We start from the raw sequence: 21,459 nt of genomic DNA on the forward strand, positions 1-21,459 counted from the left end.
CCAGAAGGCGTATGGGGCGACAGTCAACATGGGGTTTCATAAGCGCGCTTTCGCGAGCTTTGTCCTCCTGCAAATGAATGGTTTGGAAAGCCTCGACAGCTGTTTGCGTTCGAGGCTGCTTTCAAGACGCCAAGGCGCAGTTTGCGATGAGCGATGTAGATTGGCGTCTGCTATTTCTTCGTCGGATGGAGAATGACATGCTCCTGTTCGTCGCCGTCATTGCGGGCGACGATGGCGATCGCTGCTTCGCTGTCGCTCAAGTTTACGGGCTGATGCAGCACGTCAGGAGGAATGAAGATAAAATCGCCAGCGACGTTCACGACGCTCTTTTCCAGGTTTTCTCCGTACCGCGTCTCGACACGGCCTTGCAGCAGATAAATTGCGGACTCATGGCCCTTATGGGTGTGAGCTTGCGCCTTGCCGCCGGGAGGAATGACGACCTTTAGCAGCGACAATCCCTTTGCGCCGGCGGTCTTTGTAGAAATTCCAGGGAAGATCGGGAGCGACTGCTTCGATTGTGACGCTTCGCCGACACGCACCGTCACGATATCCTTCCCATCCTTGTTGCCTATGATCGACGTCTCTGACGCCGCCGTCGACACAAGGGCTGCGAAGATCAAGGAAAGAAGCAATGGGTTGCGCATGGCGTTCACTCCAGAGGTTTGAGGTGCGAGACTATAGCGCAGGCGCGAGAGGCGTCGACGAGCGGCGGGTTGGTCTATGAGCGACGTTTCTCTGATGATCCATGGCGGCGCCGGCGGGATTCGCGATCCGCATCGTTATGAGGCTTCCTTGCGCGCGATCGTTGAATCGGGCGCCAGTCTTCTTGCAAAGGGGTCGCCGGCGTTAGAGGCGGTCCTTCACTGCGTCGCGCTGCTCGAAGACGATCCGCTTTTCAACGCCGGTCGGGGTTCCGTGCTCAACGCCGAAGGCGACGCTTTGTGCGACGCGTCGATCATGGACGGCCGCACCCTTAAGGCAGGCGCCGTCGCCGCCATACGCGGCGTCAGAAATCCGGTGCGTCTCGCGTATGAGGTGATGGGGAAGAGCGGCCATGTGCTGCTTGTTGGCGCGGGAGCCGAGCGCTTCGCGAGAGAGCAGCATCTGGCGATCGAAAGCGACGACTACTTCAGGACCGAAGAACGCGTCGCGCAGCTCGCCAAGGCGAAGCGAAAGCACGAGATCGCGCTCGATCATTCTGACGCGACCGATGCGAAGCTCGGCACGGTGGGCGCCGTCGCGCGCGATCGCAACGGCGATCTTGCAGCAGCGACGTCGACCGGCGGCGTCGTGAACCAGCGCGCCGGCCGCGTCGGCGATTCGCCGCTCATCGGCGCGGGAACATTCGCCGATAATGCCAGTTGCGCGGTGTCCTGCACCGGCGTCGGCGAGGATTTCATCCGCACGACGTTGGCGCGCACCGCCGCCTGCTTCGTCGAATTTCGCTCGATGCAGGCTCAAGAAGCGGCCCGCGCCGCGATACGCTATCTCGTCGACAGAGTGGACGGCCGCGGCGGCCTCATTCTCGTCGATCGCGAGGGGAGATGCGGACGGGCGCACTCGACCCCGGGCATGCTGACGGCGACATTCGCCGAGGGCGTCGTTCGGGTGGAGACAACATAGAGCGCTTACCGATCACATGGAGTCGTGTGATCGATAGGAATCGCTCAAAAGCAAAATGGTTGGAGCAGGTTCTCATCGAAAAAGTCTGTCAACTTTTTCGGAACCTGCTCTAGGCGCGGTCGTCTCAGGCCGTCCCCGTGCGCGGCGCATGCCGTCGATGCTCGGCAAGTCGCTGCGCCAGAGGGTGCCTCCGATCGAGCGCAAGTTGCGTCAAGGGCGCGACGAAACTTAGGGCGTCGATTTCGCCAGCGATCTCGAAGCGGCACATCAGACCCTGCGTTTCGCCCGCATCGAAGATGTCGACGACGACGAGCCGCGGCGCGCTTCGCCCGATTGCGCCGCGCGCGCGCAGAAATGCAAGGAGCGCCGGCCGGGGGCGAGCGGAGAGGGGCAGGGCGTCGCGAAGATGGTGGACAAGACTTTCCCGATTGACGCGATCAGAATCCATTTGCCGCTCCATCAATAAACAAAAATTCGATGCAATCTCAGGCGTTTAGGCAGTCTTCAAAAAGGAGACGCGGCTTTGCGCAATCCGTCAAGCTGAGCGGCGTTCCTTTCCTGTGCATAGACGGCGTCGCCAAGCCGTCGGCGCCGATCGACAAAACGCCAATAGCGATCGCTTAGCGGTGTTTGGAGATGAGATCCTGACGGAGAGCAAAAATCCGCGCGCGCTCAGAAGTCAGCCATTGAATGCTATCCGATCTGCTCATGAAAAAACGCCAGACTCGGTCAGTCCAGTTCGAACATTTCTTTATAATCGTGCTTCAGCGATGCGTCCTGATCGTCTTTGCGCAAATAACAATCGCCGATCACCAGCGTATCCATCTCCGTGCCCATGAAGCAACCGAAGGCGTCCTCTGGGGTGCAGACGATGGGTTCGCCGCGTACATTGAAGCTCGTATTGACGAGCACGGGGCAGGCGGTCATTCGCTTGAACGCCGAAAGCAGCGCGTGATAGCGCGGATTCGTCTCCTGATGCACGGTCTGTATCCGCGCGGAATAGTCGACGTGGGTCACGGCCGGAATGGAGCTGCGCGGAACATTGAGCTTGTCGATGCCGAACAGATTTTGCTGCTCGGCCGTCATTGCATGACGATGTTTTGCGGCGACGTCGGCGACGAGCAGCATGTACGGGGAGTCGCCTTCGAGCTCGAACCACTCGGCGACATCCTCACGCAGCACCGACGGCGCGAAGGGCCGAAACGACTCGCGATATTTGATCTTGAGATTGAGCGTTTTCTGCATCGTGTCGGAACGCGGATCGCCCAGGATCGACCGCCCGCCAAGCGCGCGCGGCCCAAATTCCATGCGGCCTTGAAACCAGCCTACCGCCTTTTCGTCGGCAAGGTCCCGCGCCGCCGCTTCGATAAGATCGCCTTCCGCCATCGGCTCGAATCTGGCGCCTACGGCATGCAGCCGGCGCTCGATCTCGGCTTGCGGGAACGAAGGACCGAGATAGGAGCCGCGCATGGCGTCGCCGCCGCCGTTGAGGCTTCGGGGATTTTGTTTGTAGTGATAGTAGCCGGCGAGCGCTGCGCCGAGCGCGCCGCCAGCGTCGCCGGCCGCCGGCTGAATCCAAATCTGGTCAAAGCTGCCGTCGCGCAGCAGTTTTCCATTCGCGACGCAATTTAGCGCCACGCCGCCGGCGAGACAGAGATTGCGTGCGCCGGTCTCTTTGGCGAGCGCGCGAGTTAGCCTGAGGACGATCTCCTCGGTGACCGCCTGTATCGAGGCGGCGAGATCCATGTGCCGCTGCGTCAGGAGTTCTTCGGGCTTGCGCGCCGGTCCGCCGAACAGTTCGTCGAACTTGGCGTTGGTCATTCGCAGTCCGGTGCAATAATCGAAATACGACTGATCGAGTCGGAAGGTGCCGTCCTGCTTCAGGTCAATTAAATTATCCAGGATCACGTCGGCGTATTTCGGCTCGCCATAGGGGGCAAGGCCCATCAACTTGTATTCGCCAGAGTTCACCTTGAACCCGGTGTAATATGTGAAAGCCGAATACAGCAGGCCTAGCGAATGCGGGAAGCGCAATTCGCGCTGCATGGTCAGTTGATTGTCACTGCCGAAAGCGACCGACGTCGTCGCCCACTCGCCGACCCCATCCATCGTCAGAACGATCGCGTCCTTGAACGGAGAGGGGTAGAAGGCGCTGGCGGCGTGGCTGAAGTGATGCTCGGCGAACAACAGCCTTTTCGACCAGTCAACATCCGCCGAATAGGCCTTCATCTCTTTCAACAGCAGCGACTTTTGAAAGAGCTTTTCGCGCAGCCACAGAGGCAGCGACATCTTGAACGACTGGAATCCGCGCGGCGCAAAGGCGATATAGGTTTCGAGCAGCCGCTCGAATTTGATGAACGGCTTGTCGTAGAAGGCGACGAAATCTATGTCTTGAGGCGTGGCGCCGGCCGCTTCAAGACAATAGTCGATCGCGTGACGCGGAAATCGCGAGTCGTGCTTTTTGCGCGAGAATCGCTCTTCCTGAGCGGCGGCGATAATTTCGCCATCCTCCACCACGGCGGCTGCGCTGTCGTGGTAGAAGGCGGAGATGCCAAGTATCCGCATCGCGCTTAAAAGAGCGTGTAGATGAACGGAGCGACCGCGGTGCCTTGCAGAACGATCAGCGCGCCAATCAGCAGCATGATGACCAGAACCGGCGCCATCCAATATTTCTTACTGGTTTTGAGATAATCCCAAAGTTCGAGCAGGAAACTCATTTTATCTCTCCCTCAGAATTGCTTGCTCATGTCGCTCGTCCCTTCGGGGGTATTGCGCATGGTCCAGTAAGAAGTCGCGTTCTTGTCGAACGAAAGTTTGAGCGGATCGGCGCGGCGCAGTCGGAAAATCACCGCGATCGGGAGGATCACTCCAAAGAACAGGACGCCCATGATGATCGGGTTGGTGATTTTGTGCAGCGCCAAGCCCAGCTGGTGCCACAGTCGGTTAAGCGGCCGCAGTTTGGCTGGCGCGACGAACGCCGCCGCGGCGAAACCAAGCGCTGCGGCGAGCCCCCAGAAGTGAGGCGCCTCGCCGTGCCGAAGCGGCAGCATGCTGATGACCGTGATCGCCGCGGCGATCACCAGGCCGAACGATCGATCGGACCCCATGGCGGCGGAACGGTCTCTCGAATAGTCCTCATGCGACATTCAGACGGGACCCCCCCAGGTCGCCTCACCATCTCTGCGGCTCGCGAACAGCAAACCTTCGCGATGCTTCACCAAATTCCAAATCGTCTCATTTCAAGGCGCAAATTAAGGGATATCGCCGGGCGTATCAAGCTGCCGGTCCGCCGCGCCGGGCCTGGGGAGCGTCACTCCCATCGCGTTATTTCCGCAGGTTGCAAAGGCGTCGCGGGCCGGTCGCGCGCTTATTCGTAATTCTTGATGAGTTGGCGCGCCAGGAGTTCGTTGCCCCGGACGTTGAAGTGAAAGTCTCCCCAGAAATACAGCGATTTGAGGAAATCAGCGTTCTGCGCCTTGTATTGAAAAAAGTCGGGGAAGTGATCGAAATATCTCCTGCATTTGCCCGCGCACCAGTCGCGCCACAGCCGAGCTTGCCGCGAGTTCTCGCTGTCGTAGAGAAGCTGTTGCGGCCAGGGATAGACGCCAACCGAAAGCGCGACGCCGCGTGACGACAGAAGTTCATGCAGGCGATCCATCTGCTTTTTGGCTTTGTCGATTGACGCTTCGATCCCCAGAGCGCCATAGCAGCTGGAATCGTCGCTATAGGTCCAACTTGGGCGCGCGTAGTCACGACTATAAACGCTGCGCGGTTTCGCGAAGTCCTCGAAGCTCGCCTGTTCGATCGCTCTCCCCAACTGCGCCGAATAGCGCATCTGGCCGAGGAACTCCCCGACATAGGAGACTTTCTCCCACCACCGCTTCTCCGGGCGCGGCAGCGGCGGACGCGGCACCGGCGAACATTCCTCAGAGCCGGTCTGAAACAAGCCCATCCGCAATACGCCATTCTGATCATACGAATAGAGAATGGCTTCGTCCTGTATGTCGGAGATGTCGATATAGACGATGGCCTCGTCGAAGGTGAGCCCAGAGTCGAGAAAATATTTGAGCTTCTCGTAATAGACGGACGGCGCATAACTCGAGACGCCGGCGTTCAGAACGTCGATCGCGGGAAACGCCTGAGCGAAGAGGCCGACGAAAGACTGTTCGTAAGGTACGCCAAGGCTTTCGGTGAAGGAATCGCCGATAAAGACGACGCGCTTGCGGTCCGCCGTCATCGGCACGCTGCGTACGGCGGCGTCTCTAAACCCCAGTGAATTGGTGAAGATGGGAAATTTATTGGAGCCCCAGGCGTCGAAGCCGTGGAAATTGGGCTTGAGGCCATGGGTGTAATGCGGATCGCTTACCCTCAATTCGTTTCTCGCGGGCGCCAGAAACGGATTGCCGCCCCTGTAGACGAGATGAAGAACAATCTCCGCAACGACGACGAGACTGAGGAGCAGGCCAAAGTTGATGAAAAGAATGCGAAACAGCTTGTATGTTGAGTTTTTGCGCGACGACATCGACATTGGCCAAAATCTGGCTTCCCCGGGATTGTGAGCGCCACTCTTGTCATAGATCGACTGAAATGAGCAAGCTTCCTTTGCAAAAAATCATTTTGCGGCGTCGAATGCTGTACGGCCGTTGCGGTTCGCTAAGAAGCCGCAATAAATCGCGTCTCGGAGCTGCTCATGACCTCGCGTCTCAGTCGTTCGCTTACTGAAATCCTGCTGGGCTCTGCGTCGTTGCGGATGTTCTGCACGGCCCTCGCCGTCGCATGGGGCGGCTCCGCAGTCCATGCGCGCGATATGTCAAGCGCCGCCGCCGTGAGCGACACGTCCGCGGCGCTGGAAGCCCTGCGCGACAATGGCGCCGCTCTGCGCAGCTTCCTTGTCGAAATGCCGAAAGGCGCCGATTTGCACAATCACCTTGCGGGCGCCGTCTATGCGGAGAGCGCATTGGCTTGGGCGCGCGCGGAGGGGTGGTGTTTCGACGTCAAGAGCAAGGCCGCGCTGCCGCCGCCTTGCGACGCCGCATCCAAGCCGCCTCTGGACGAAGCGTTGCGCTCGACGCAGGCCTACCGAGACGCGGTCAACGCTTGGTCGATGCGCGACGTTATCACCGCGCGCGTGAGCGGCCATGATCAGTTCTTCAACAGCTTTTTCCGCTTTTCAGACGTGACGGGAAACAATATCGGCGCCGCCCTCGCGGAGGTTGTCGAGCGCGCCGCTTCGCAAAACGTCTTGTATCTCGAGTTGATGATAAGTCCGCTGATGGGCGAGGCGCGCGATCTTGGCGAGCAGATCGGCTGGAAGGCCGATCCCGACGCAATGCTTGCGGCGCTCGACGCCAAAGGTCTCGGCGACCTCGTCAAGCGTGCGGCGGAGAGCCTCGTCGCCGTCGTCGCCGACAAGGACCGGCGGCTCGCCTGCAGCGACACGGTTCATCGTCGGCCCGGATGCGACGTCGCGGTACGGTTTCTCGCCCAGGTCTATCGCAATGTCGACCGCGCGAAATTGTTTGCGCAGACGGCGCTTGCGGCGCGTCTCGCCTCGCGCGACGGGCCGGTCGTCGGATTGAACCTTGTCGCAGCGGAGGACGATGAAATCACGCTGGGAAATTATAGCGATCAGATGCGGATCGTCGGCGACATCGGGCGCCGACACCCGAAGGCGCGGATCAGTCTCCATGCCGGGGAGCTGACAATGGGGCTCGTGCCTCCCAAGGACCTGACCTTCCATATCCGCGAGGCGGTCGAGGTCGCCGGCGCGGGGCGGATCGGCCATGGCGTCGACATCGGCTTCGAGCGCGACGCCAAAGGTCTGATGGCGCGAATGGCGCGCGATGGAATAATGGTCGAGATCAATCTCACGTCCAATGCGCAAATTCTCGGCGTCGAAGGCGCGAACCATCCATTCCCGCTTTATCGCAACGCGGGCGTGCCGACGGCCCTATCGACCGACGACGAGGGCGTATCGCGAATCGATCTCACGCACGAATATCAGCGCGCCGCGTGCGTCTACCACCTTTCCTACCGCGACTTGAAACAGCTCTCTCGAAACAGCCTGAGTTACGCTTTTCTTCCCGGCGAGAGCCTGTGGCGCGACCCTGCGGCCGCGCGACCCGTTTCGCCTTGCCTCAACGCACAGCTTGGCGGGACTTCGCCTTCCGCCGAGTGTCGTCGTTTCTTGGCCGGTTCCGAAAAAGCCAGACTGCAATGGGCGCTTGAGACGCGCTTCGTGCGCTTCGAGTCGACATGGAGCGGGGATGGGGGAAAGCCAGCGAACAGCGTTGCGCTCGCTTCCCCGCCTTCGCCGGCCTCTAAACGCGAGCGTTCTGCGCGCGGCGTTCGCTAAAGAATGCTGCGGCCCTGAATGACGCGCAGAATGATCACGATGATGGCGATGACAAGCAGAATGTGGATAAAGCCGCCGAGCGTATATGAGGAGACCAGCCCGAGCAGCCACATGATGATTAGGATGACCGCGATTGTTTCAAGCATTGTTCAGCCTTCCATTGGGTCCGCAACGTAGTTTACAACTTTTTGCCAAGCGACTTTGCGTCGGTCTCGACCTTTTTCCAAGCGCCCTTGAGCTTGCTCCAAAAGGACTCTTGCGGCGCCTTCTTGCAATCATCGATGATTATAGGAATGACCTTCTCCGTTCCTTCGATATCGACGTCCGTTGCGAGCGGCTTGCCTTTCTTGCTCTGCGCAGAAGACCAGTAGATCACCTTGGGTTGAAATTGGTCGTCGACCGCCAGGAAATCCTCGCACGTCCACTTGGACGTCGGCTTCTTTGTTTCGGCGAGCGCGTTCGTCGCAAAAAAAGATAATGCGGCCGCGGCAATGAAATAAACTGGCTTCATAGGATGCTCCTTCGAGTCCACGCCTTCTGCGAAAAGCGCCGACGAGAGACTATTGCGGAATTGCGCCGGTATCCAGTTGGAGCTGGCGCCGTCGGCAGACCCGCTATTCCACCGCCAAAATGACGTCCGCAGCGTCGAAGGTCGCCAGCGCCGCGTCCCCTTCTTTCAGTCCCATGTCTTCAACAAGGTGGCGCGGCGTCACCGCAGTCATCGTCTTTCCGAAACCGACGTCGAGCAGGATTTCGCTATTGCGTTCGGCGTCGATCCGCTGCGTGACCACGCCCCGGAAGCAATTGCGCTGCAGCGGCGTCGCGTCCCCCGCTGGCGCCAGATTGACGAAGGACGCCTTGATCAGCGCCAGCGCCTTGCGCCCGCGAGAAAGTCCCAGCCGCTCGGCTGATTCATTGGTGACGATTGCCAGGATCGTATCCTTTTCCGACACGCGCAGCGTCACTTCGACGTCGACCGGCCACTTCTTGACCTGAGTCACTTCGGCGCGAAAAACATTGCGCGCGGAAATTGTCATGCCCGTGGTCCACAGCAGAAAATCCTCGGCGCCCGCGAGACCTTCTTCGGCGATCGTCTCGGAGATGCGCGCAAGTTTCTCTTCGAGGCGGTGGAAGGTGGCGATCAGCCGGCGTCCTTCTTCCGTCACTTCGGCGCCGCCGCCGCTGCGGCCTCCAGCCTTGGTGATGAAGGCGGGCGTCGGCAAGAGATTGTTGATCGCGTTCACCGCGTCCCATGCGGCCTTGTAGCTGAAGCCGACGGCCTTGGCGGCCTTGGTAATGCTGCCGTGAAGGGCGACGGCCTCGAGAAGCTTCACGCGGTCGCGCCCAACGAGGAGTCGGCCCTCGCTCCGCAGCGCCAGTGAAGCATCGATCTTGCCTTCGGCCATGTCCTGCGTCCCGCCTCATCGCCCGGATACAGGGCAAGACGGCCGGAGGCAACCGCGGCTAAGATGAATGTTCGGTTAGTGGAGCGTTACTCTAGTCTGCGATGGTCTCCGTCCCCTCCCGCGACTCAGCGATCGCCCTGACCACCGCCTCGGCAATGGCGCGGCCGCGTTCGTCGGTTCCGGTCCAGTTCGAGGCGCGTCCGCGCGGATCGATTTCCACGAGCTTGACGCCCCGCGCTGCATGCACCCCGTCGCGCGCGATCCCGCGCAGAAAGCCGTCCATCGGCGCCTGGATGGGAAGGCCGTCGAGTCGGCCGAGGAGATAATCCCTGAAAACTCGGGCCCCTATGTCGAGCGGCGTGCGCCAGACGCCGTCTCGCGCCGCATAGACGAAACGCTCCTTGCCGACGCCGCCGAGCACGCGCGCGACGCCGTCTGAAGGCAGCGTCGCGCCATTTTCTAGCAATTCGCCCGTATGCGCCGGATGAGTCTCGATCGCCACGTCGCAGTTCCAGCCCGCCGTGAAGTTTGGACCCATCCCGATCACGAGACCTGCGATCCCGCGCAGATCCGGCGTGACGCGGTGCTTTTGCATGCGGGCGTCGATCAGAACGTCGGGCGCGCGCAGAGGGATGAGATCCGTCAAGGGCAGAGGCGAAACGGCGACATGTCCCGGCCGGGACAAGACGTCGACCACATCCAGCGTCGTTTGCGTCAGATCGGCGACCACGCCGTCGACTTCGGCGCGATCTCCATAAAGCGCGTCGTGGAAGGCCATGCCCCGTCGGATGACCGGCGGGTGTGCGTCATGGCTGAGAACCACGCGGCGCCGCTCCCATGTCAGTCGAGCCGCGACCGCAGAGGCTATCTCGTTGGTGCCGAGGATGATGACGAAATGCTCGCTGCAGTCGGAGAGGAATTCTTTTGCTGAAAAGCCTGGCATGGGGCGCCCTCCGGCGCCCTTTCAGCAAATGACGCGCCAAGTCGCACCCCTTTGCGTTGCAGGGAATTCGGCGCCGGCCAGGCGGCGGAGAATCCTCGTTTCGCGCATTTTGTATTGAAGCCGACAATACGAACAAACAGCAAACGGCGCTGAAATTTGTCCGGTTATCATCTTGATATATATAACTATTTTTGTCGAACATCGCTATGTTATCTGAAAACATATCAATAACGATATGTCCATACAGTTTTGCACATGTACTGATCATACGCTGCTTAAAGTTCTAACATTGACTTTTGTACCGCTCGTTTGTAGTCAATCACTATGTAAGCTATCTACATAACGGTTATCGATCACATGATCCGCGCTGTCGCCGTCGCTGCATTCGCAAGCTTTTTCAACCTTCTCTGCGCTGCGCAGTCCGGCGCCTCGGCCAATGAGACGATCACCGTCGTCACGAGCTTTCCTGAAGAACTGACGACCCGTTGCGAGCGGGAGTTCGAGCGCGGCCATCCGCAAATCCACGTTCAGTTCGTCTGGAAGCAGTCCCGCGACGCGCTTGTCGAACTCGCCAAGCCCGGACAAGGGGGCGCGGATGTCTATTGGGCGCCGGCGCCGGCGAATTTCGCGCTGCTTCGCGACCGTGGCGCGTTTCGCAAAATATCAGTCGACCGCGCTGCGCTTCCCGGCCGGCTGGGCGCGCAACAATTGTCCGATCCCGCTGGCCTCTACGAAGCCTATGATGTCGCCGGCTATGGGGTCGTCTCGAATCCAAGCGCGCTGGCGGCGGCCGGCCTTTCCGCGCCGCGACGCTGGCGCGACCTCGCGTCGCCCGAATATGCGCGCCAGCTCGCCATGCCGATCGCTTCAAAGGTCGGCTTCTCGCCTGCGCTCTATGACATCGTTCTGCAGAGCGAAGGTTGGGACGCTGGTTGGCGTCTCCTCAGTGAGATAGCCGGCGAAGCGACGCTGCTCGATTCCGGATTCGCGCCGACGGCCTCTGTGCGCGAAGGCAAAGCGGCGCTCGCGCTGACGATCGATTTCTTCGCCGAGATCGCCAGAGCCAATGGCGCGGCGGTCGAGATGATCTATCCAGAGCGCAGGGCGTTCCTGCCCGCCCATGTCGCGATGACCGCCGGCTCCGAGCATGTCGCCGCCGCACAGGCCTTCATCGACTTCCTGCTGTCGACGGACGGCCAGAGACTGATGATGGAGCGCGACAGCCGCCGGCATCCGGCGCGACCCGACGCCTATCAGAGCGCGTCGAAGGGCTTTGCGAATCCCTTTGCGCTGCCGGCGTCAACGCTCCTCGACTACGATTCGGAGATCGGCCGCCGCCGGCCGCCGCTGATCACGCTTCTCTTCGATCTGGCGATCGTCGAAGGCCATGCCGAGAGCGCCGAACTGTGGCGCACGATTCACGACGCCGAGAAAAAATTCGCCGGCAATGCGAAAGGCATGGCGCCGCTGGGCGAAGCGAAGAGACTCGCCGGCTTCATTCCGGTGTCCGAAAGCGACGCGGGCACAAGAACCTTCCTCGATCGCTTCGCGCGTCGCGACGCCATCGATGCGCAGCAAATCGCACGATGGCGCGAGGAGATCGGCGCGGCGCGGCGACAGGCGCGTGACCTCGTCAAAGGCCTGGAGCCCGCGCCATGAAACGCTTCGGCGTCCTTCTATGCGCAGTGCTGCTGTCAGGCGCCGCGCGCTATGAGACGAGCGGTTCCGATACCGAAGCCTTTACCCGGCCAATTGACGGACTGGACGGCGAACATGCCGCAAGCTTTCGCAAGGGCAGCGGCATCTTCCGCCAGGCCTGGGTCATCGGTCCTTCGCAGGACCATCCAGACTTTGTCGGTCTTGGTCCGTTCTACAACCGGCTTTCCTGCATCGCCTGCCACGTCAAGAATGGTCGGGGCGCCGCGCCAGACAGCGAAAATGGCGTCGCGCGCACGATGGCGGCGAGGCTGAGCGTCGAGGGAAAGGACGCGCATGGCGGACCGCGCGTTCATCCTGATTACGGCGCTCAGCTCAATCCTGAAGGCGTTCCCGGCGTTGCTGGCGAAGGCCAGGCCGTCGTCGACTACGCCGAATTTGATGTGGCGCTCTCCGATGGCGCGATAGTAAGGCTTCGTCGGCCGACGCTCGCCTTCCGCAATCTCGCTTACGGTCCGCTCGGACCCGAGACAAAGACATCGCTGCGCAATGCGCCGCCGGTCTTCGGCCTGGGTTTGCTGGAGTCGGTGGCCGAAGCCGAAATTCTCGCCGGCGCGGGCAGACCGAATTTCGTCTTCAGCGTCGAGACCGGCCAGAGAACGCTCGGCCGCTTCGGACTCAAAGCCAATCAGCCAAATCTCAAGCAGCAGATCGCCAACGCCTTCGTCGAAGACATCGGCATCACCTCGTCGCTGTTTCCTGCCGAGAGCTGCGCGCCGTCTCACAGCGAATGCCGTCGCGGCGCTTCGACGCCGGAATTGACCGACGCCCAACTCGACGCGGTCGTCAGCTACATCCGTGCGCTTGCGCCGCCGGCCAGGCGCAATCTCGACGACCCGCGCGTCAAGGACGGCGAAATTCTGTTCCGTGAGATCGGCTGTTCGGACTGCCATCGCGATGCGCTGCATGTTGCGGACTTCCCGCTGCAGCCCGCGCTCAACGGCGTCGAGATCCATCCCTACACCGACCTTCTGCTGCACGACATGGGCGATGGGCTCGCCGACGGCCGCGAAGATTTCGAGGCTGGTCCAAGAGACTGGCGAACGCCGCCGCTCTGGGGATTGGGCCTCGCGGGCAAAGGCGGAGACGGCGCCGATTTTCTGCACGACGGCAGGGCGCGCACACCCGCTGAGGCGATCCTCTGGCACGGCGGCGAAGCGAAACCGTCTGCCGATGCGTTCCGCAATCTTCCCGAACCCCAGCGCGACGCGCTGCTCGCTTTCCTCAACTCTCTCTGATGTCCATGGGGGCAATGATGACCAGGCTGCTGACGACAACGGCGATTTCAGGCGGCGTTCTTCTCGCGCTATCAACTCCTGTGGACGCGCAGACGCCGCTGCCGCCGATCGAAGTGAACGCGCCCAAAGCCTTCGAACTCGGCCAGATCAAAGTCGGCGCACGCCGGCTCGGAGTCCCGACACGCGCTGCAGAGCCCGGCGACGGCGCAGGCGAACCGCGCTCGGCGCAAGCGGTTCCGTCGGAAAAGGTCGACAATGGTCCGACGCCCAGTCAGCACACCGACGCCTTTGGCGGCTACACCATCACCAACAGACAGATGGAGACCTTTGCGCGGCCAACGCTCGACAGCGCTGTCAATATCGCGCCGGGCGTCAACAGTCAGATCTCCGGCAATTCACGCAATGAGCAAAATATTTATGTGCGCGGTTTCGATCGCTGGCAGGTGCCGCTCACCGTCGACGGCGTTCGCGTTTATCTCCCGGTCGACAACAGACTCGATTTCGCGCGCTTTCTCACCGCCGACATCGCCGAAGTGCAAATCGCCAAGGGCTATGTCTCGGTGCTCGACGGTCCGGGCGGCATGGGCGGTCAGATCAATCTGGTGACGCGCAGACCCACCCGAGAGATTGAAGCCGAATGGCGCACGCGATTCGACTTTGGTCGCGACGGCACATTCCTGGGGCCGATGACCTACGGTTTCGTCGGCACGAAAAAAGACATGTATTATGCGCAGCTCAGCGGCACCTTCCAGAACTACGACGGCTGGATGCTGCCCGCGAGCTATCGCTCGACGCTCGCTCAGGGACCGGGATTTCGCGGTCAATCCTATACGCAAGACTACAATATCAATGCGCGCGTGGGCGTGACGCCCAACGCGACCGACGAATATTCCCTAAGCTTCAGCCGCCAAGAGGGACAAAAAGGATCGCCGCTGCATACGACCGATCCGTTGACCGGATCGAGCGGTCAGCGCTATTGGCGTTGGCCATATTGGCGGGTCCAGAACCTCTATTTATTGTCCAAGACTCAGCTCAATGACGCCGCCTATGTGAAGACGCGCGGCTATTGGAGCAAATTCGACAATTCGCTCGTCAGCTACGACGATCCTTCCTTCATCAGCCAGTCTCTGCCGAAATCTTTCAACAGCGCATATGCAGATTATGCGCTCGGCGCAGAGGTTGAGGCGGGCACGCAGATCGGCGACATCGACACGCTGAAAGCGCTGTTCTTCTATCGCCTCGACAATCATTCCGAGTGGCAGGAGAATTTCGGTCAGAATTTTCGTGGCACGCGCTCGGGCTGCGTGACCAGCGTGCCGTGCTTCACTCAGCCGCTGATCTCCAGCATCGAAGATACCTATTCGGCGGCCGTGGAGAACACATTCCATCCGAGGCAGGACATCGATATCGTGGCCGGCTTCAGCTACGACTGGCGGCATCTGCGCCAAGCGCAAGGCTTTGCCGTTCCGCAGGGCGTCATCAACTATCAGCCCATCGACGTGCAGGCGCCGAATTATCAGGGCGCGGCCATCTGGCGCTACACCGACACGGACCGCATTTACTTCAACGGTTCGAGCCGAACCCGCTATCCGACGCTTTTCGAGCGTTTCAGCACGCGCTTTGGCGGCGCGACGTCCAATCCCACGCTCATGCCCGAACGCGCCACTAATTTCGATCTCGGCTGGTCCAGTCTTCTTGCGCCGGGAATGCGGGTGTCGGTCGACGTCTTCTACAGCCTTGTCGACAAACTCATCCAAAGCGTGCCTGCGCCGCAGTTCGGCGCCAATGTCACGCAGTCGCAGAATGTCGGCGGCGGGAGGTTCTGGGGCGCGGAAATCTCGGCCGACTATTTCGTACGCGAGGATTTTTCGCTCGGCGGCAATGTCACCTTCATTCGGCGCCGGGTCTATTCGCCTTCGATCCTCAATTTTCAGCCGACGGGCGTGCCCGACTTTAAAATGTTTCTTTACGCCGGATACCGCCCCATTCCCCAGCTGACTTTGACGCCAAGCCTGGAAGTCGCGGACGCTCGCTGGACGACCATTACAAACGGCAATTGGTATTATCGGACCGGCGCTTATTGTCTGACGAACTTCAACGCCGATTATACGCCGGGCGACAACATCAAATTCTCGGCGGGCGTGCGCAACGCCTTCGATGACTACTATGTGCTCGCCGACGGCTATCCTTCTCCGGGCCGCACATTCTATCTCGCGTCGAAAGTGAACTTTTGAACGCGCTTGCCGCTGTGACGTACCGCGAGACCCGCTGCGCTCGCGCGGCGCAGCGGGATCGTCTATTTCAGCTTCGCGTCCCATGTCGGCGAATCCGGCGCGCGAAAATCAAAGTCCCAGGCAAATCTCCGGATGAGATTGTAGCCGATCAGGAAAGAAACATCGCGGCCAAGCGCGGCGCGCAAGGCGCCGAAGTCATAGGAGATCGCATAGAGGTCGCGCAGGACGCGATCTTCGCCGAGGTCAAGCGACTTGATCTTGTAGACTTGCAAGGAAATGCGTTTTCCGCCGACGCCGCTTGCGCGGGCTTTGGCCTTCACCGCCGTGAACAGCCCCTTGTGCTTGCGTATGAACTGCTGATCGACGGCCGAGACTTCCGCGCCCGAGTCGAACAGGCCGACCGCAGCCGTGGCGCCGAGGCGCAGGTCGACACCGACAAGACGCCCATCGGGTCCCAGCCGCCGAAACGGCTTCGGGCGGCCGCTCGCCGTCGCGTCTCCGAAGAAGACGAGTTCGCGGCGATCGATATCGAGGCTGAATCGTGCGCCTTTGAAAAAGTCCAACCCCAAAAGGTCGTCAGCGTCGCCAGGCGGACATCGCGTGAGTTGATATTTCGCTCGCGCGACGTTGTTTCCTTGATCGGCGACGAGTTCGACATTCTGCGCTTCCACATCGTCACAGCGCATTGTCGCGCCGGACGCCCCGGTGGAGAGGCTTGCGCCGAGCACCGGCAGGTCCTTGTTCCAGGGCGCCAGCCTGATGCGCGTGCTCGAGGCCCCCGTGTCAAGGCGCATGTTTCCCATGACATTGCCGATGCGGACCGGCAGGTAGATGCGCCCGCCGGAATATTGATCTTCGGTCACTGTCAGCGGAATGACGGAACGGCTCCTCTCGGCGCCAACGGCGGCGACCGAAAACAACAGCGCTGCAAAGAGCACGAACGCCGTCGCTCGAAAAAATTTCATGAACTGCTTCCTGCTGCCGAACACGCTTTCAGCCGCTAAGAAACGCGTCCTGAGCCTCCCGCGCAAGCTCCACGCCTTGTGAAGCAAGGCGAGTAATGGAAGGTCACGAGCCGCTTCACGCCGGCAAGTCGCGCGATCGCCCTTGCCGCGCGGACCAGAACGCCGCGAACCGTCAAATCGTTCGGTCACAATTATCGGCGTGCTATTTGCGAATCAGCAGAGACCCGGCTTTCCTCGCCATGGAAGCCTTGGATGCAGCGACAGTTTGACTTTCGTTTCAGGAATCCGCTGGATGCGATCAAGCTGTTTGGCCTGAATGGTCTGAGCATCGAAGCCGAAATCCGTCGCGTAGAGACGGAATTCGATGTCGATTTTGGCCATCGCAGATCAGATAGTCGGGAGGACCAGCACTTTTATCCGCAATTTCCGCTCAAGCTTCGTGCCCAAGCCGAGGCGAATCCGACTGCATCTGGCTCTGCGCGATTGGTTTCGTCAAATGAGCTAGTCTTTACGCGGGTCCTGCGTGGCTAAGAGCCTCGTCAAGGTCGAGCTTGTGAGGGGTTAGATGTCTGCGAAGTCACTGCGTCGGTACACCAACCTCGCCGCAACGATTCATTTGCTCTCGCACCGTAAAATAACCCTTCTCGACCCAACAAATTGGGATGATAGGAACGATGCGTTCTTTTTGGCGGAATACAAAAGACAAAAGAAAGCAAATACCGTGCTCGCGCTTTGCTTTGCCGAAGCGCCTGAGACATACCATCACTGGCGGGTATTTTCACATGGCTGCGACGGAGTCTGCATCGAGTTTGACAAAAAAGCTTTGACCGACGCTTTCAGCGGTGATGGGCGCGTTACGGCAGACTTTGTGAGCTATAAAAAATTGACCGATTTGAATTCGCTTATGTCAGACGTATCAGTTGATCATCTTCCGTTCCTGAAGAGATATCCTTTCAAAGATGAGCATGAATTCAGGGTAGTGTTCACAGACGAGCGCGCGAGAGACGAACTAAAGCAATATGAAATCGCCCTGGAGGGCATAAAACGCATCACTCTCAGCCCTTGGATGCCAAAGCCATTCATTGAGCCCGTAAAGGACACACTTCGTAATCTCGCTGGCCAAGAACGCATCGAAATCTACCGATCAACACTTATTGAAAACGAAAAGTGGAAGAGTTTGGCTTCTCAAATAGGAAGTTGATTCGATCTCTTGCGGGTCTGAGATATCTCGCGACGTCTAAGTATTTGATTTTGCTGGTACCGCCACCCCGGCTCGAACGGGGGACCCCCAGATCCACAATCTGGTGCTCTAACCAACTGAGCTATGGCGGCATGAAGCGGAGTTTACCTAAAAGCAAGCGATCGCGATTGCAAGCCTTCGCAAGGGCGGATCGGGGCGCCCGTCAAGCGTCGCCGGGCGCGCCGCTCGGGCCAGCGAGCGCACGTTCGCCGAGCCGGATAAGCGCGTCGCGCAGGCCTTCCTCGGCGACGCCCTCGGCGGCCGCGATGGCGCGCGCGCGCGCCGCCGCGTCAGGCTTGGGCGCCCGGCCAAGGCTCGGCCGAGACGCTGTTGTGGGGGTTATGGCTTCTTGTCGTAGCGCGATCCGCGCGACGCAGCGCCAGCCGAGATGGGCATTGACCCGATCGATAATGGTCGGGGCGAGATGCTGCGCCTCAAGTCCAAAGCCCGGGTCCACCCGCAGCACGAGTGTCGCCGGCTCTCGCGGCGTCTTTTCGCGGCGCTTGCTCGGCGACGGGTCGGCCGGCTTCGCTCGCCGCAGCGGCGGCCACTGCAGCGAGGCGGGCGCGCAGATACGCGCGATTCGCGCCCCGACGATCTCGCGCCAGCATAAGAGCAGCGAGGCTTCGCCAAAGCCGCGCGCGGCGATGAGCGGGTCGAGTTCGCGCGCAACGTAATCCGCGAGCGAGCGCGCTTTGAAGCCTTTGGCGCGCATGGGGACGCTCATTGGACTTGCGGCGACGCCGCCCTCCTTGCCGGGGCGAGGCTTCGCCCTCTATCAATCGCTTTCATGATAAAGCCTCGCGCGAGATCGACCAAACCGGGCGCGGCGCTGCTCGCCTGGTATGACGCCCATCGGCGCGACCTGCCCTGGCGCGCGCGGGCGGGCGAAGCGCCGGACCCCTATCGGATTTGGCTTTCCGAAATCATGTTGCAGCAGACGACCGTCGCGACGGTGAAGGAGCGTTATGCGGCCTTCCTGACGCGCTGGCCGGCGATCGATGATCTGGCGCGCGCGCCGCTCGATGACGTTCTCGCGCAATGGGCGGGGCTCGGCTACTACGCCCGGGCGCGCAATCTGCACGCCTGCGCCCGTGCGGTGGTTGAAGGGCATCAGGGGCGCTTTCCGCGCGACGAAGCGGCGCTGCGCCGGCTTCCCGGCGTCGGTCCCTATACGGCGGCGGCGATCGCCGCCATCGCTTTCGATCAGCTCTGCGTCGCCGTCGACGGCAATGTCGAGCGCGTCGTCGCGCGTCTTCACGCGATGGAGACGCCGCCGCGCAAGATTGCGCCGCAAATTCGCGAAAAGGCCGCGGCGCTCATGAGCCCCGCGCGCCCCGGCGATTCCGTTCAGGCGCTGATGGAGCTCGGCGCGCTTGTTTGCGCGCCGCGAACGCCGGACTGCCCGGCCTGTCCGCTGTCGTCTTTCTGCGCCGCGCGGCGCCTCGGCGCGCAGAGCGACTACCCGGCGCGCGAGCTCAAGCGGCCGAAGCCCAGACGCCGCGGCGCGATCTTTATTCTGCGGCGCGGCGACGAGGCGTTGCTCCTGCGCCGGCCGCCGCGCGGGCTCTTTGGCGGCATGAACGCCTTTCCGTCGACGCCTTTGACGCAGGACATCGCCGCCGCGGATTTCTCGGGTTTCGCGCCCTGCGCGGCGCGGTGGCGCGCGCTTGAAGAGCCGGTGACGCATGTGTTCACCCATTTCGCCCTGGAGGCGACGGTGTTCGTTGCGCATACGCGGGCCAAAGCGGCGCCCTCAGATTGCCGCTGGGCGGCGCGCGCCAATCTGGGTAAAGAAGGACTGCCCACCCTCATGCGCAAGGCCGCCGCTCGCGCCGGACTTCTCGACGCATGAGAGCTGCAAGGCTGGAGGGAGCGATGGCGCGACGCGCAGGCGGCTATCAGGTCGAAGTGACGGAGGGCGCGATTCGCGTGCGCCGCGCCGGGAAAACGCTCACCATCCCCGCCGCGCCGCCGGACGGCGAATCAGAAGAGGACGCCGATTTCATCGTGCGTCTCGACGACCTCGAACATTGGGACGCGCCCGACGATGAAACGCCGATCGGCATCGAGGAGCTGCAGAAAATTCTCGACGCGGTCGAAAAGCAGCTCGAAAAACACGGTTTGAGCGCGGATTTCGAATAGCGGCGCAAGTCTCAAACTTGTCAGACCGCCCAGCCGAGCGAACGCTCGACGGCCTTTTCCCAGGATGCGATCAGGCGCGCTCGCTCCTGCGGCGTCATATCGGGCATAAAGCGACGTGATTGTCGCGTCTGCGCGGCGATGTCATCCAGGCCTTTGTAAACGCCGACGGCGAGGCCCGCCGCATAGGCGGCGCCGACCGCCGTCAACTCCAACTGGCTGGGGCGGACGACCGGCGCGTCGATGAGGTCGGCCTGAAACTGCATCAACAAATCGCTCCCCGCCATGCCGCCATCGACCTTCAGCGCGCTGATCTCAACGCCCGCGTCGGCGATCATCGCCGCCAGGACTTCGCGGGTCTGAAACGCCGCGGCTTCGAGCGCCGCGCGGGCGATATGGCCCTTGTTGGAGAAACGCGTCAGCCCGGCGATGATCCCGCGGGCGTCGCCACGCCATCGCGGCGCAAAAAGACCAGAGAAGGCCGGCACGAAATAGACGTCGCCATTGTCCGGCACGCTCCTCGCCAGCGCCTCGATCTCGCGGCTCTCTTTAATGATCCCGAGATTGTCGCGTAGCCACTGCACCAGAGCGCCGGCGATCGCGATCGAGCCTTCCAGCGCGTAGCACGGTTTTGCGTCGCCAAGCTGATAGGCGAGCGTCGTCAGCAGGCCTTTGGTCGATATGCGCGGCGTCTCGCCGACGTTCATCAGCAGAAAACAGCCGGTGCCATAAGTGTTCTTGGCGTCGCCAACATCGACGCAGGCTTGCCCGAGCAGCGCGGCATGCTGGTCGCCAAGCGCGCCGGCGAGCGGAACGCCGGCGAGCGCGCCGACGCATTCCCCATACACCTCGCTCGACGAGCATATTTTCGGCAGGCAGGCTGGGGGAATGTCGAAGATCCGCAGCAGCTCTTCGTCCCAGTTCAGGGTTTCGAGATTCATCAGCTGCGTGCGCGAGGCGTTGGTCGCGTCGATGAGATGGCGGCCGCCGCCGGGGCCGCCGGTCAGATTCCAGATGATCCAGGAATCGATCGTGCCGAACAGCGCCGCGCCCTGCGCCGCCCTCGCTCGGGCGCCGGGGATTTCATCGAGAAGCCAGGCGAGCTTGAGCGCGGAAAAATAGCTCGCGAGCGGCAGACCTGTTTTTGCGCGGACCAGATTGCCCAAATCTTGCGCCGCGATCCGGTCGACGGCGGCTTGCGTGCGCGTATCCATCCAGACGATCGCGTGATGAAGCGGCGCGCCGGTCGCCGCATCCCACAAGACCGTCGTCTCGCGCTGGTTGGTGACGCCGACGGCCGAGAGGTCGCTGGCCGAGACGTTGGCCTCGGCCAGCGCCGTTTCGATCACGGCCTGCGCGTTGCGCCAAATCTCGGCGGCGTCATGTTCGACCCATCCGGGGCGGGGATAGATTTGCCGGTGCTCGCGCTGCGCCTGGGCAATGATCCCGCCATGACTGCGCATGACGATAAAGCGCGTGCTCGTCGTGCCCTGATCGAGCGCGCCCAGGAGTTTGGACATTCATAACCCTCTGATGAACGGAAGTTTCAGCCTCGGTTCAGCGCGTTCGCCGCAAATTGAAAACGGTTCCATCATTT

At 61.3% G+C, this 21,459-nt stretch carries 22 protein-coding genes and 1 tRNA gene; 8 read left to right on the plus strand and 15 right to left on the minus strand.

All coding sequences use genetic code 11. From position 1 onward, the window contains the following. Positions 1 to 170: 170 nt before the first annotated feature. Positions 171 to 644 carry a cupin domain-containing protein gene (locus tag A3OO_RS0104550; protein WP_192879537.1) on the minus strand — a complete coding sequence of 158 codons (474 nt, stop codon included), beginning with the start codon at positions 642 to 644 and terminating at the stop codon, positions 171 to 173. Positions 645 to 720: 76 nt separating this feature from the next. Here A3OO_RS0104550 and A3OO_RS21120 point away from each other — a divergent pair, with 76 nt between their 5' ends. Beyond that, positions 721 to 1,623 (plus strand): isoaspartyl peptidase/L-asparaginase family protein, encoded by a 903-nt coding sequence (locus A3OO_RS21120; protein ID WP_018406655.1) that lies wholly within the window; start codon positions 721 to 723, stop codon positions 1,621 to 1,623. 124 nt (positions 1,624 to 1,747) lie between these two features. Here the strand turns inward: A3OO_RS21120 and A3OO_RS0104560 are convergent, their stop codons facing one another. From A3OO_RS0104560 to A3OO_RS0104580, 5 genes are all read right to left on the minus strand, one after another. Continuing rightward, complete coding sequence (locus A3OO_RS0104560; protein ID WP_018406656.1) at positions 1,748 to 2,071, minus strand: hypothetical protein; 324 nt, start codon at positions 2,069 to 2,071, stop codon at positions 1,748 to 1,750. 281 nt (positions 2,072 to 2,352) lie between these two features. Further along, the gene (locus A3OO_RS0104565; RefSeq protein ID WP_018406657.1) at positions 2,353 to 4,188 is read right to left on the minus strand and encodes a carbamoyltransferase family protein; all 1,836 of its coding nucleotides are present in this window, start codon (positions 4,186 to 4,188) and stop codon (positions 2,353 to 2,355) included. A 5-nt stretch (positions 4,189 to 4,193) separates the two neighbouring features. After that, positions 4,194 to 4,340, minus strand: coding sequence for a DUF5989 family protein (locus tag A3OO_RS23935; RefSeq protein ID WP_014891398.1), 147 nt, complete (start codon positions 4,338 to 4,340; stop codon positions 4,194 to 4,196). A gap of 12 nt (positions 4,341 to 4,352) precedes the next feature. Continuing rightward, positions 4,353 to 4,769: an SxtJ family membrane protein gene (locus tag A3OO_RS0104575; protein ID WP_018406658.1), complete on the minus strand. Its 417-nt coding sequence runs from the start codon at positions 4,767 to 4,769 to the stop codon at positions 4,353 to 4,355. A 221-nt stretch (positions 4,770 to 4,990) separates the two neighbouring features. After that, a complete protein-coding gene (locus tag A3OO_RS0104580) occupies positions 4,991 to 6,145 on the minus strand; it encodes an SGNH/GDSL hydrolase family protein (RefSeq protein ID WP_245257104.1) in 1,155 nt (384 codons plus the stop codon). A gap of 168 nt (positions 6,146 to 6,313) precedes the next feature. On the opposite strand from A3OO_RS0104580, the gene A3OO_RS0104585 reads away from it, so the two are divergent. Continuing rightward, on the plus strand, positions 6,314 to 7,978 hold the full coding sequence (locus tag A3OO_RS0104585; protein ID WP_245257105.1) for an adenosine deaminase family protein: 1,665 nt from the start codon (positions 6,314 to 6,316) through the stop codon (positions 7,976 to 7,978). On the opposite strand, the gene A3OO_RS23455 is transcribed toward A3OO_RS0104585, so the two are convergent. The 4 genes from A3OO_RS23455 to A3OO_RS0104605 all read right to left on the minus strand — a co-directional run bounded on the left by A3OO_RS23455 (position 7,975) and on the right by A3OO_RS0104605 (position 10,327). Further along, complete coding sequence (locus A3OO_RS23455; protein ID WP_018406661.1) at positions 7,975 to 8,124, minus strand: lmo0937 family membrane protein; 150 nt, start codon at positions 8,122 to 8,124, stop codon at positions 7,975 to 7,977. The genes A3OO_RS0104585 and A3OO_RS23455 overlap by 4 nt on opposite strands. 32 nt (positions 8,125 to 8,156) lie before the next feature. Continuing rightward, positions 8,157 to 8,489 carry an acid-activated periplasmic chaperone HdeA gene (gene hdeA / locus A3OO_RS0104595; protein ID WP_018406662.1) on the minus strand — a complete coding sequence of 111 codons (333 nt, stop codon included), beginning with the start codon at positions 8,487 to 8,489 and terminating at the stop codon, positions 8,157 to 8,159. Positions 8,490 to 8,592: 103 nt separating this feature from the next. Further along, positions 8,593 to 9,384, minus strand: coding sequence for a TOBE domain-containing protein (locus tag A3OO_RS0104600; protein WP_018406663.1), 792 nt, complete (start codon positions 9,382 to 9,384; stop codon positions 8,593 to 8,595). A gap of 91 nt (positions 9,385 to 9,475) precedes the next feature. After that, a complete protein-coding gene (locus A3OO_RS0104605) occupies positions 9,476 to 10,327 on the minus strand; it encodes a xanthine dehydrogenase (RefSeq protein ID WP_018406664.1) in 852 nt (283 codons plus the stop codon). A gap of 357 nt (positions 10,328 to 10,684) precedes the next feature. On the opposite strand from A3OO_RS0104605, the gene A3OO_RS0104610 reads away from it, so the two are divergent. The 3 genes from A3OO_RS0104610 to A3OO_RS0104620 are packed head-to-tail and all read left to right on the plus strand — an operon-like array spanning position 10,685 to position 15,515. Next, positions 10,685 to 11,986 (plus strand): ABC transporter substrate-binding protein, encoded by a 1,302-nt coding sequence (locus A3OO_RS0104610; protein WP_018406665.1) that lies wholly within the window; start codon positions 10,685 to 10,687, stop codon positions 11,984 to 11,986. Then, the gene (locus tag A3OO_RS0104615) at positions 11,983 to 13,281 is read left to right on the plus strand and encodes a di-heme oxidoreductase family protein (RefSeq protein ID WP_018406666.1); all 1,299 of its coding nucleotides are present in this window, start codon (positions 11,983 to 11,985) and stop codon (positions 13,279 to 13,281) included. Before A3OO_RS0104610 ends, A3OO_RS0104615 begins: the two co-directional genes overlap by 4 nt. Before the next feature lie 14 nt (positions 13,282 to 13,295). Then, positions 13,296 to 15,515, plus strand: a complete 2,220-nt coding sequence (locus A3OO_RS0104620; protein ID WP_245257106.1) for a TonB-dependent receptor plug domain-containing protein — start codon at positions 13,296 to 13,298, stop codon at positions 15,513 to 15,515. A gap of 62 nt (positions 15,516 to 15,577) precedes the next feature. Here A3OO_RS0104620 and A3OO_RS0104625 read toward each other — a convergent pair whose 3' ends face one another. After that, positions 15,578 to 16,480, minus strand: a complete 903-nt coding sequence (locus A3OO_RS0104625) for a pepsin/retropepsin-like aspartic protease family protein (protein WP_018406668.1) — start codon at positions 16,478 to 16,480, stop codon at positions 15,578 to 15,580. 213 nt (positions 16,481 to 16,693) lie between these two features. Next, complete coding sequence (locus tag A3OO_RS23460; RefSeq protein ID WP_018406669.1) at positions 16,694 to 16,861, minus strand: hypothetical protein; 168 nt, start codon at positions 16,859 to 16,861, stop codon at positions 16,694 to 16,696. 184 nt (positions 16,862 to 17,045) lie between these two features. On the opposite strand from A3OO_RS23460, the gene A3OO_RS0104635 reads away from it, so the two are divergent. Further along, positions 17,046 to 17,681, plus strand: a complete 636-nt coding sequence (locus A3OO_RS0104635) for a DUF2971 domain-containing protein (RefSeq protein WP_018406670.1) — start codon at positions 17,046 to 17,048, stop codon at positions 17,679 to 17,681. A gap of 54 nt (positions 17,682 to 17,735) precedes the next feature. Here A3OO_RS0104635 and A3OO_RS0104640 read toward each other — a convergent pair. Both A3OO_RS0104640 and A3OO_RS0104645 read right to left on the minus strand, forming a co-directional pair. Next, positions 17,736 to 17,812 (minus strand) — tRNA-His (locus A3OO_RS0104640). Positions 17,813 to 17,883: 71 nt separating this feature from the next. Next, complete coding sequence (locus A3OO_RS0104645; protein WP_018406671.1) at positions 17,884 to 18,435, minus strand: DUF721 domain-containing protein; 552 nt, start codon at positions 18,433 to 18,435, stop codon at positions 17,884 to 17,886. A 75-nt stretch (positions 18,436 to 18,510) separates the two neighbouring features. On the opposite strand from A3OO_RS0104645, the gene mutY reads away from it, so the two are divergent. Beyond that, positions 18,511 to 19,575, plus strand: a complete 1,065-nt coding sequence (gene mutY / locus A3OO_RS0104655) for an A/G-specific adenine glycosylase (RefSeq protein ID WP_018406672.1) — start codon at positions 18,511 to 18,513, stop codon at positions 19,573 to 19,575. Between the two features lie 23 nt (positions 19,576 to 19,598). Further along, positions 19,599 to 19,865, plus strand: coding sequence for an Imm74 family immunity protein (locus tag A3OO_RS0104660; RefSeq protein WP_018406673.1), 267 nt, complete (start codon positions 19,599 to 19,601; stop codon positions 19,863 to 19,865). Positions 19,866 to 19,885: 20 nt separating this feature from the next. On the opposite strand, the gene glpK is transcribed toward A3OO_RS0104660, so the two are convergent. Beyond that, positions 19,886 to 21,382 (minus strand): glycerol kinase GlpK, encoded by a 1,497-nt coding sequence (gene glpK / locus A3OO_RS0104665; RefSeq protein ID WP_018406674.1) that lies wholly within the window; start codon positions 21,380 to 21,382, stop codon positions 19,886 to 19,888. Between the last annotated feature and the right edge of the window lie 77 nt (positions 21,383 to 21,459).

Source organism: Methylocystis rosea SV97 (assembly GCF_000372845.1).
Lineage (GTDB): Bacteria > Pseudomonadota > Alphaproteobacteria > Rhizobiales > Beijerinckiaceae > Methylocystis > Methylocystis rosea.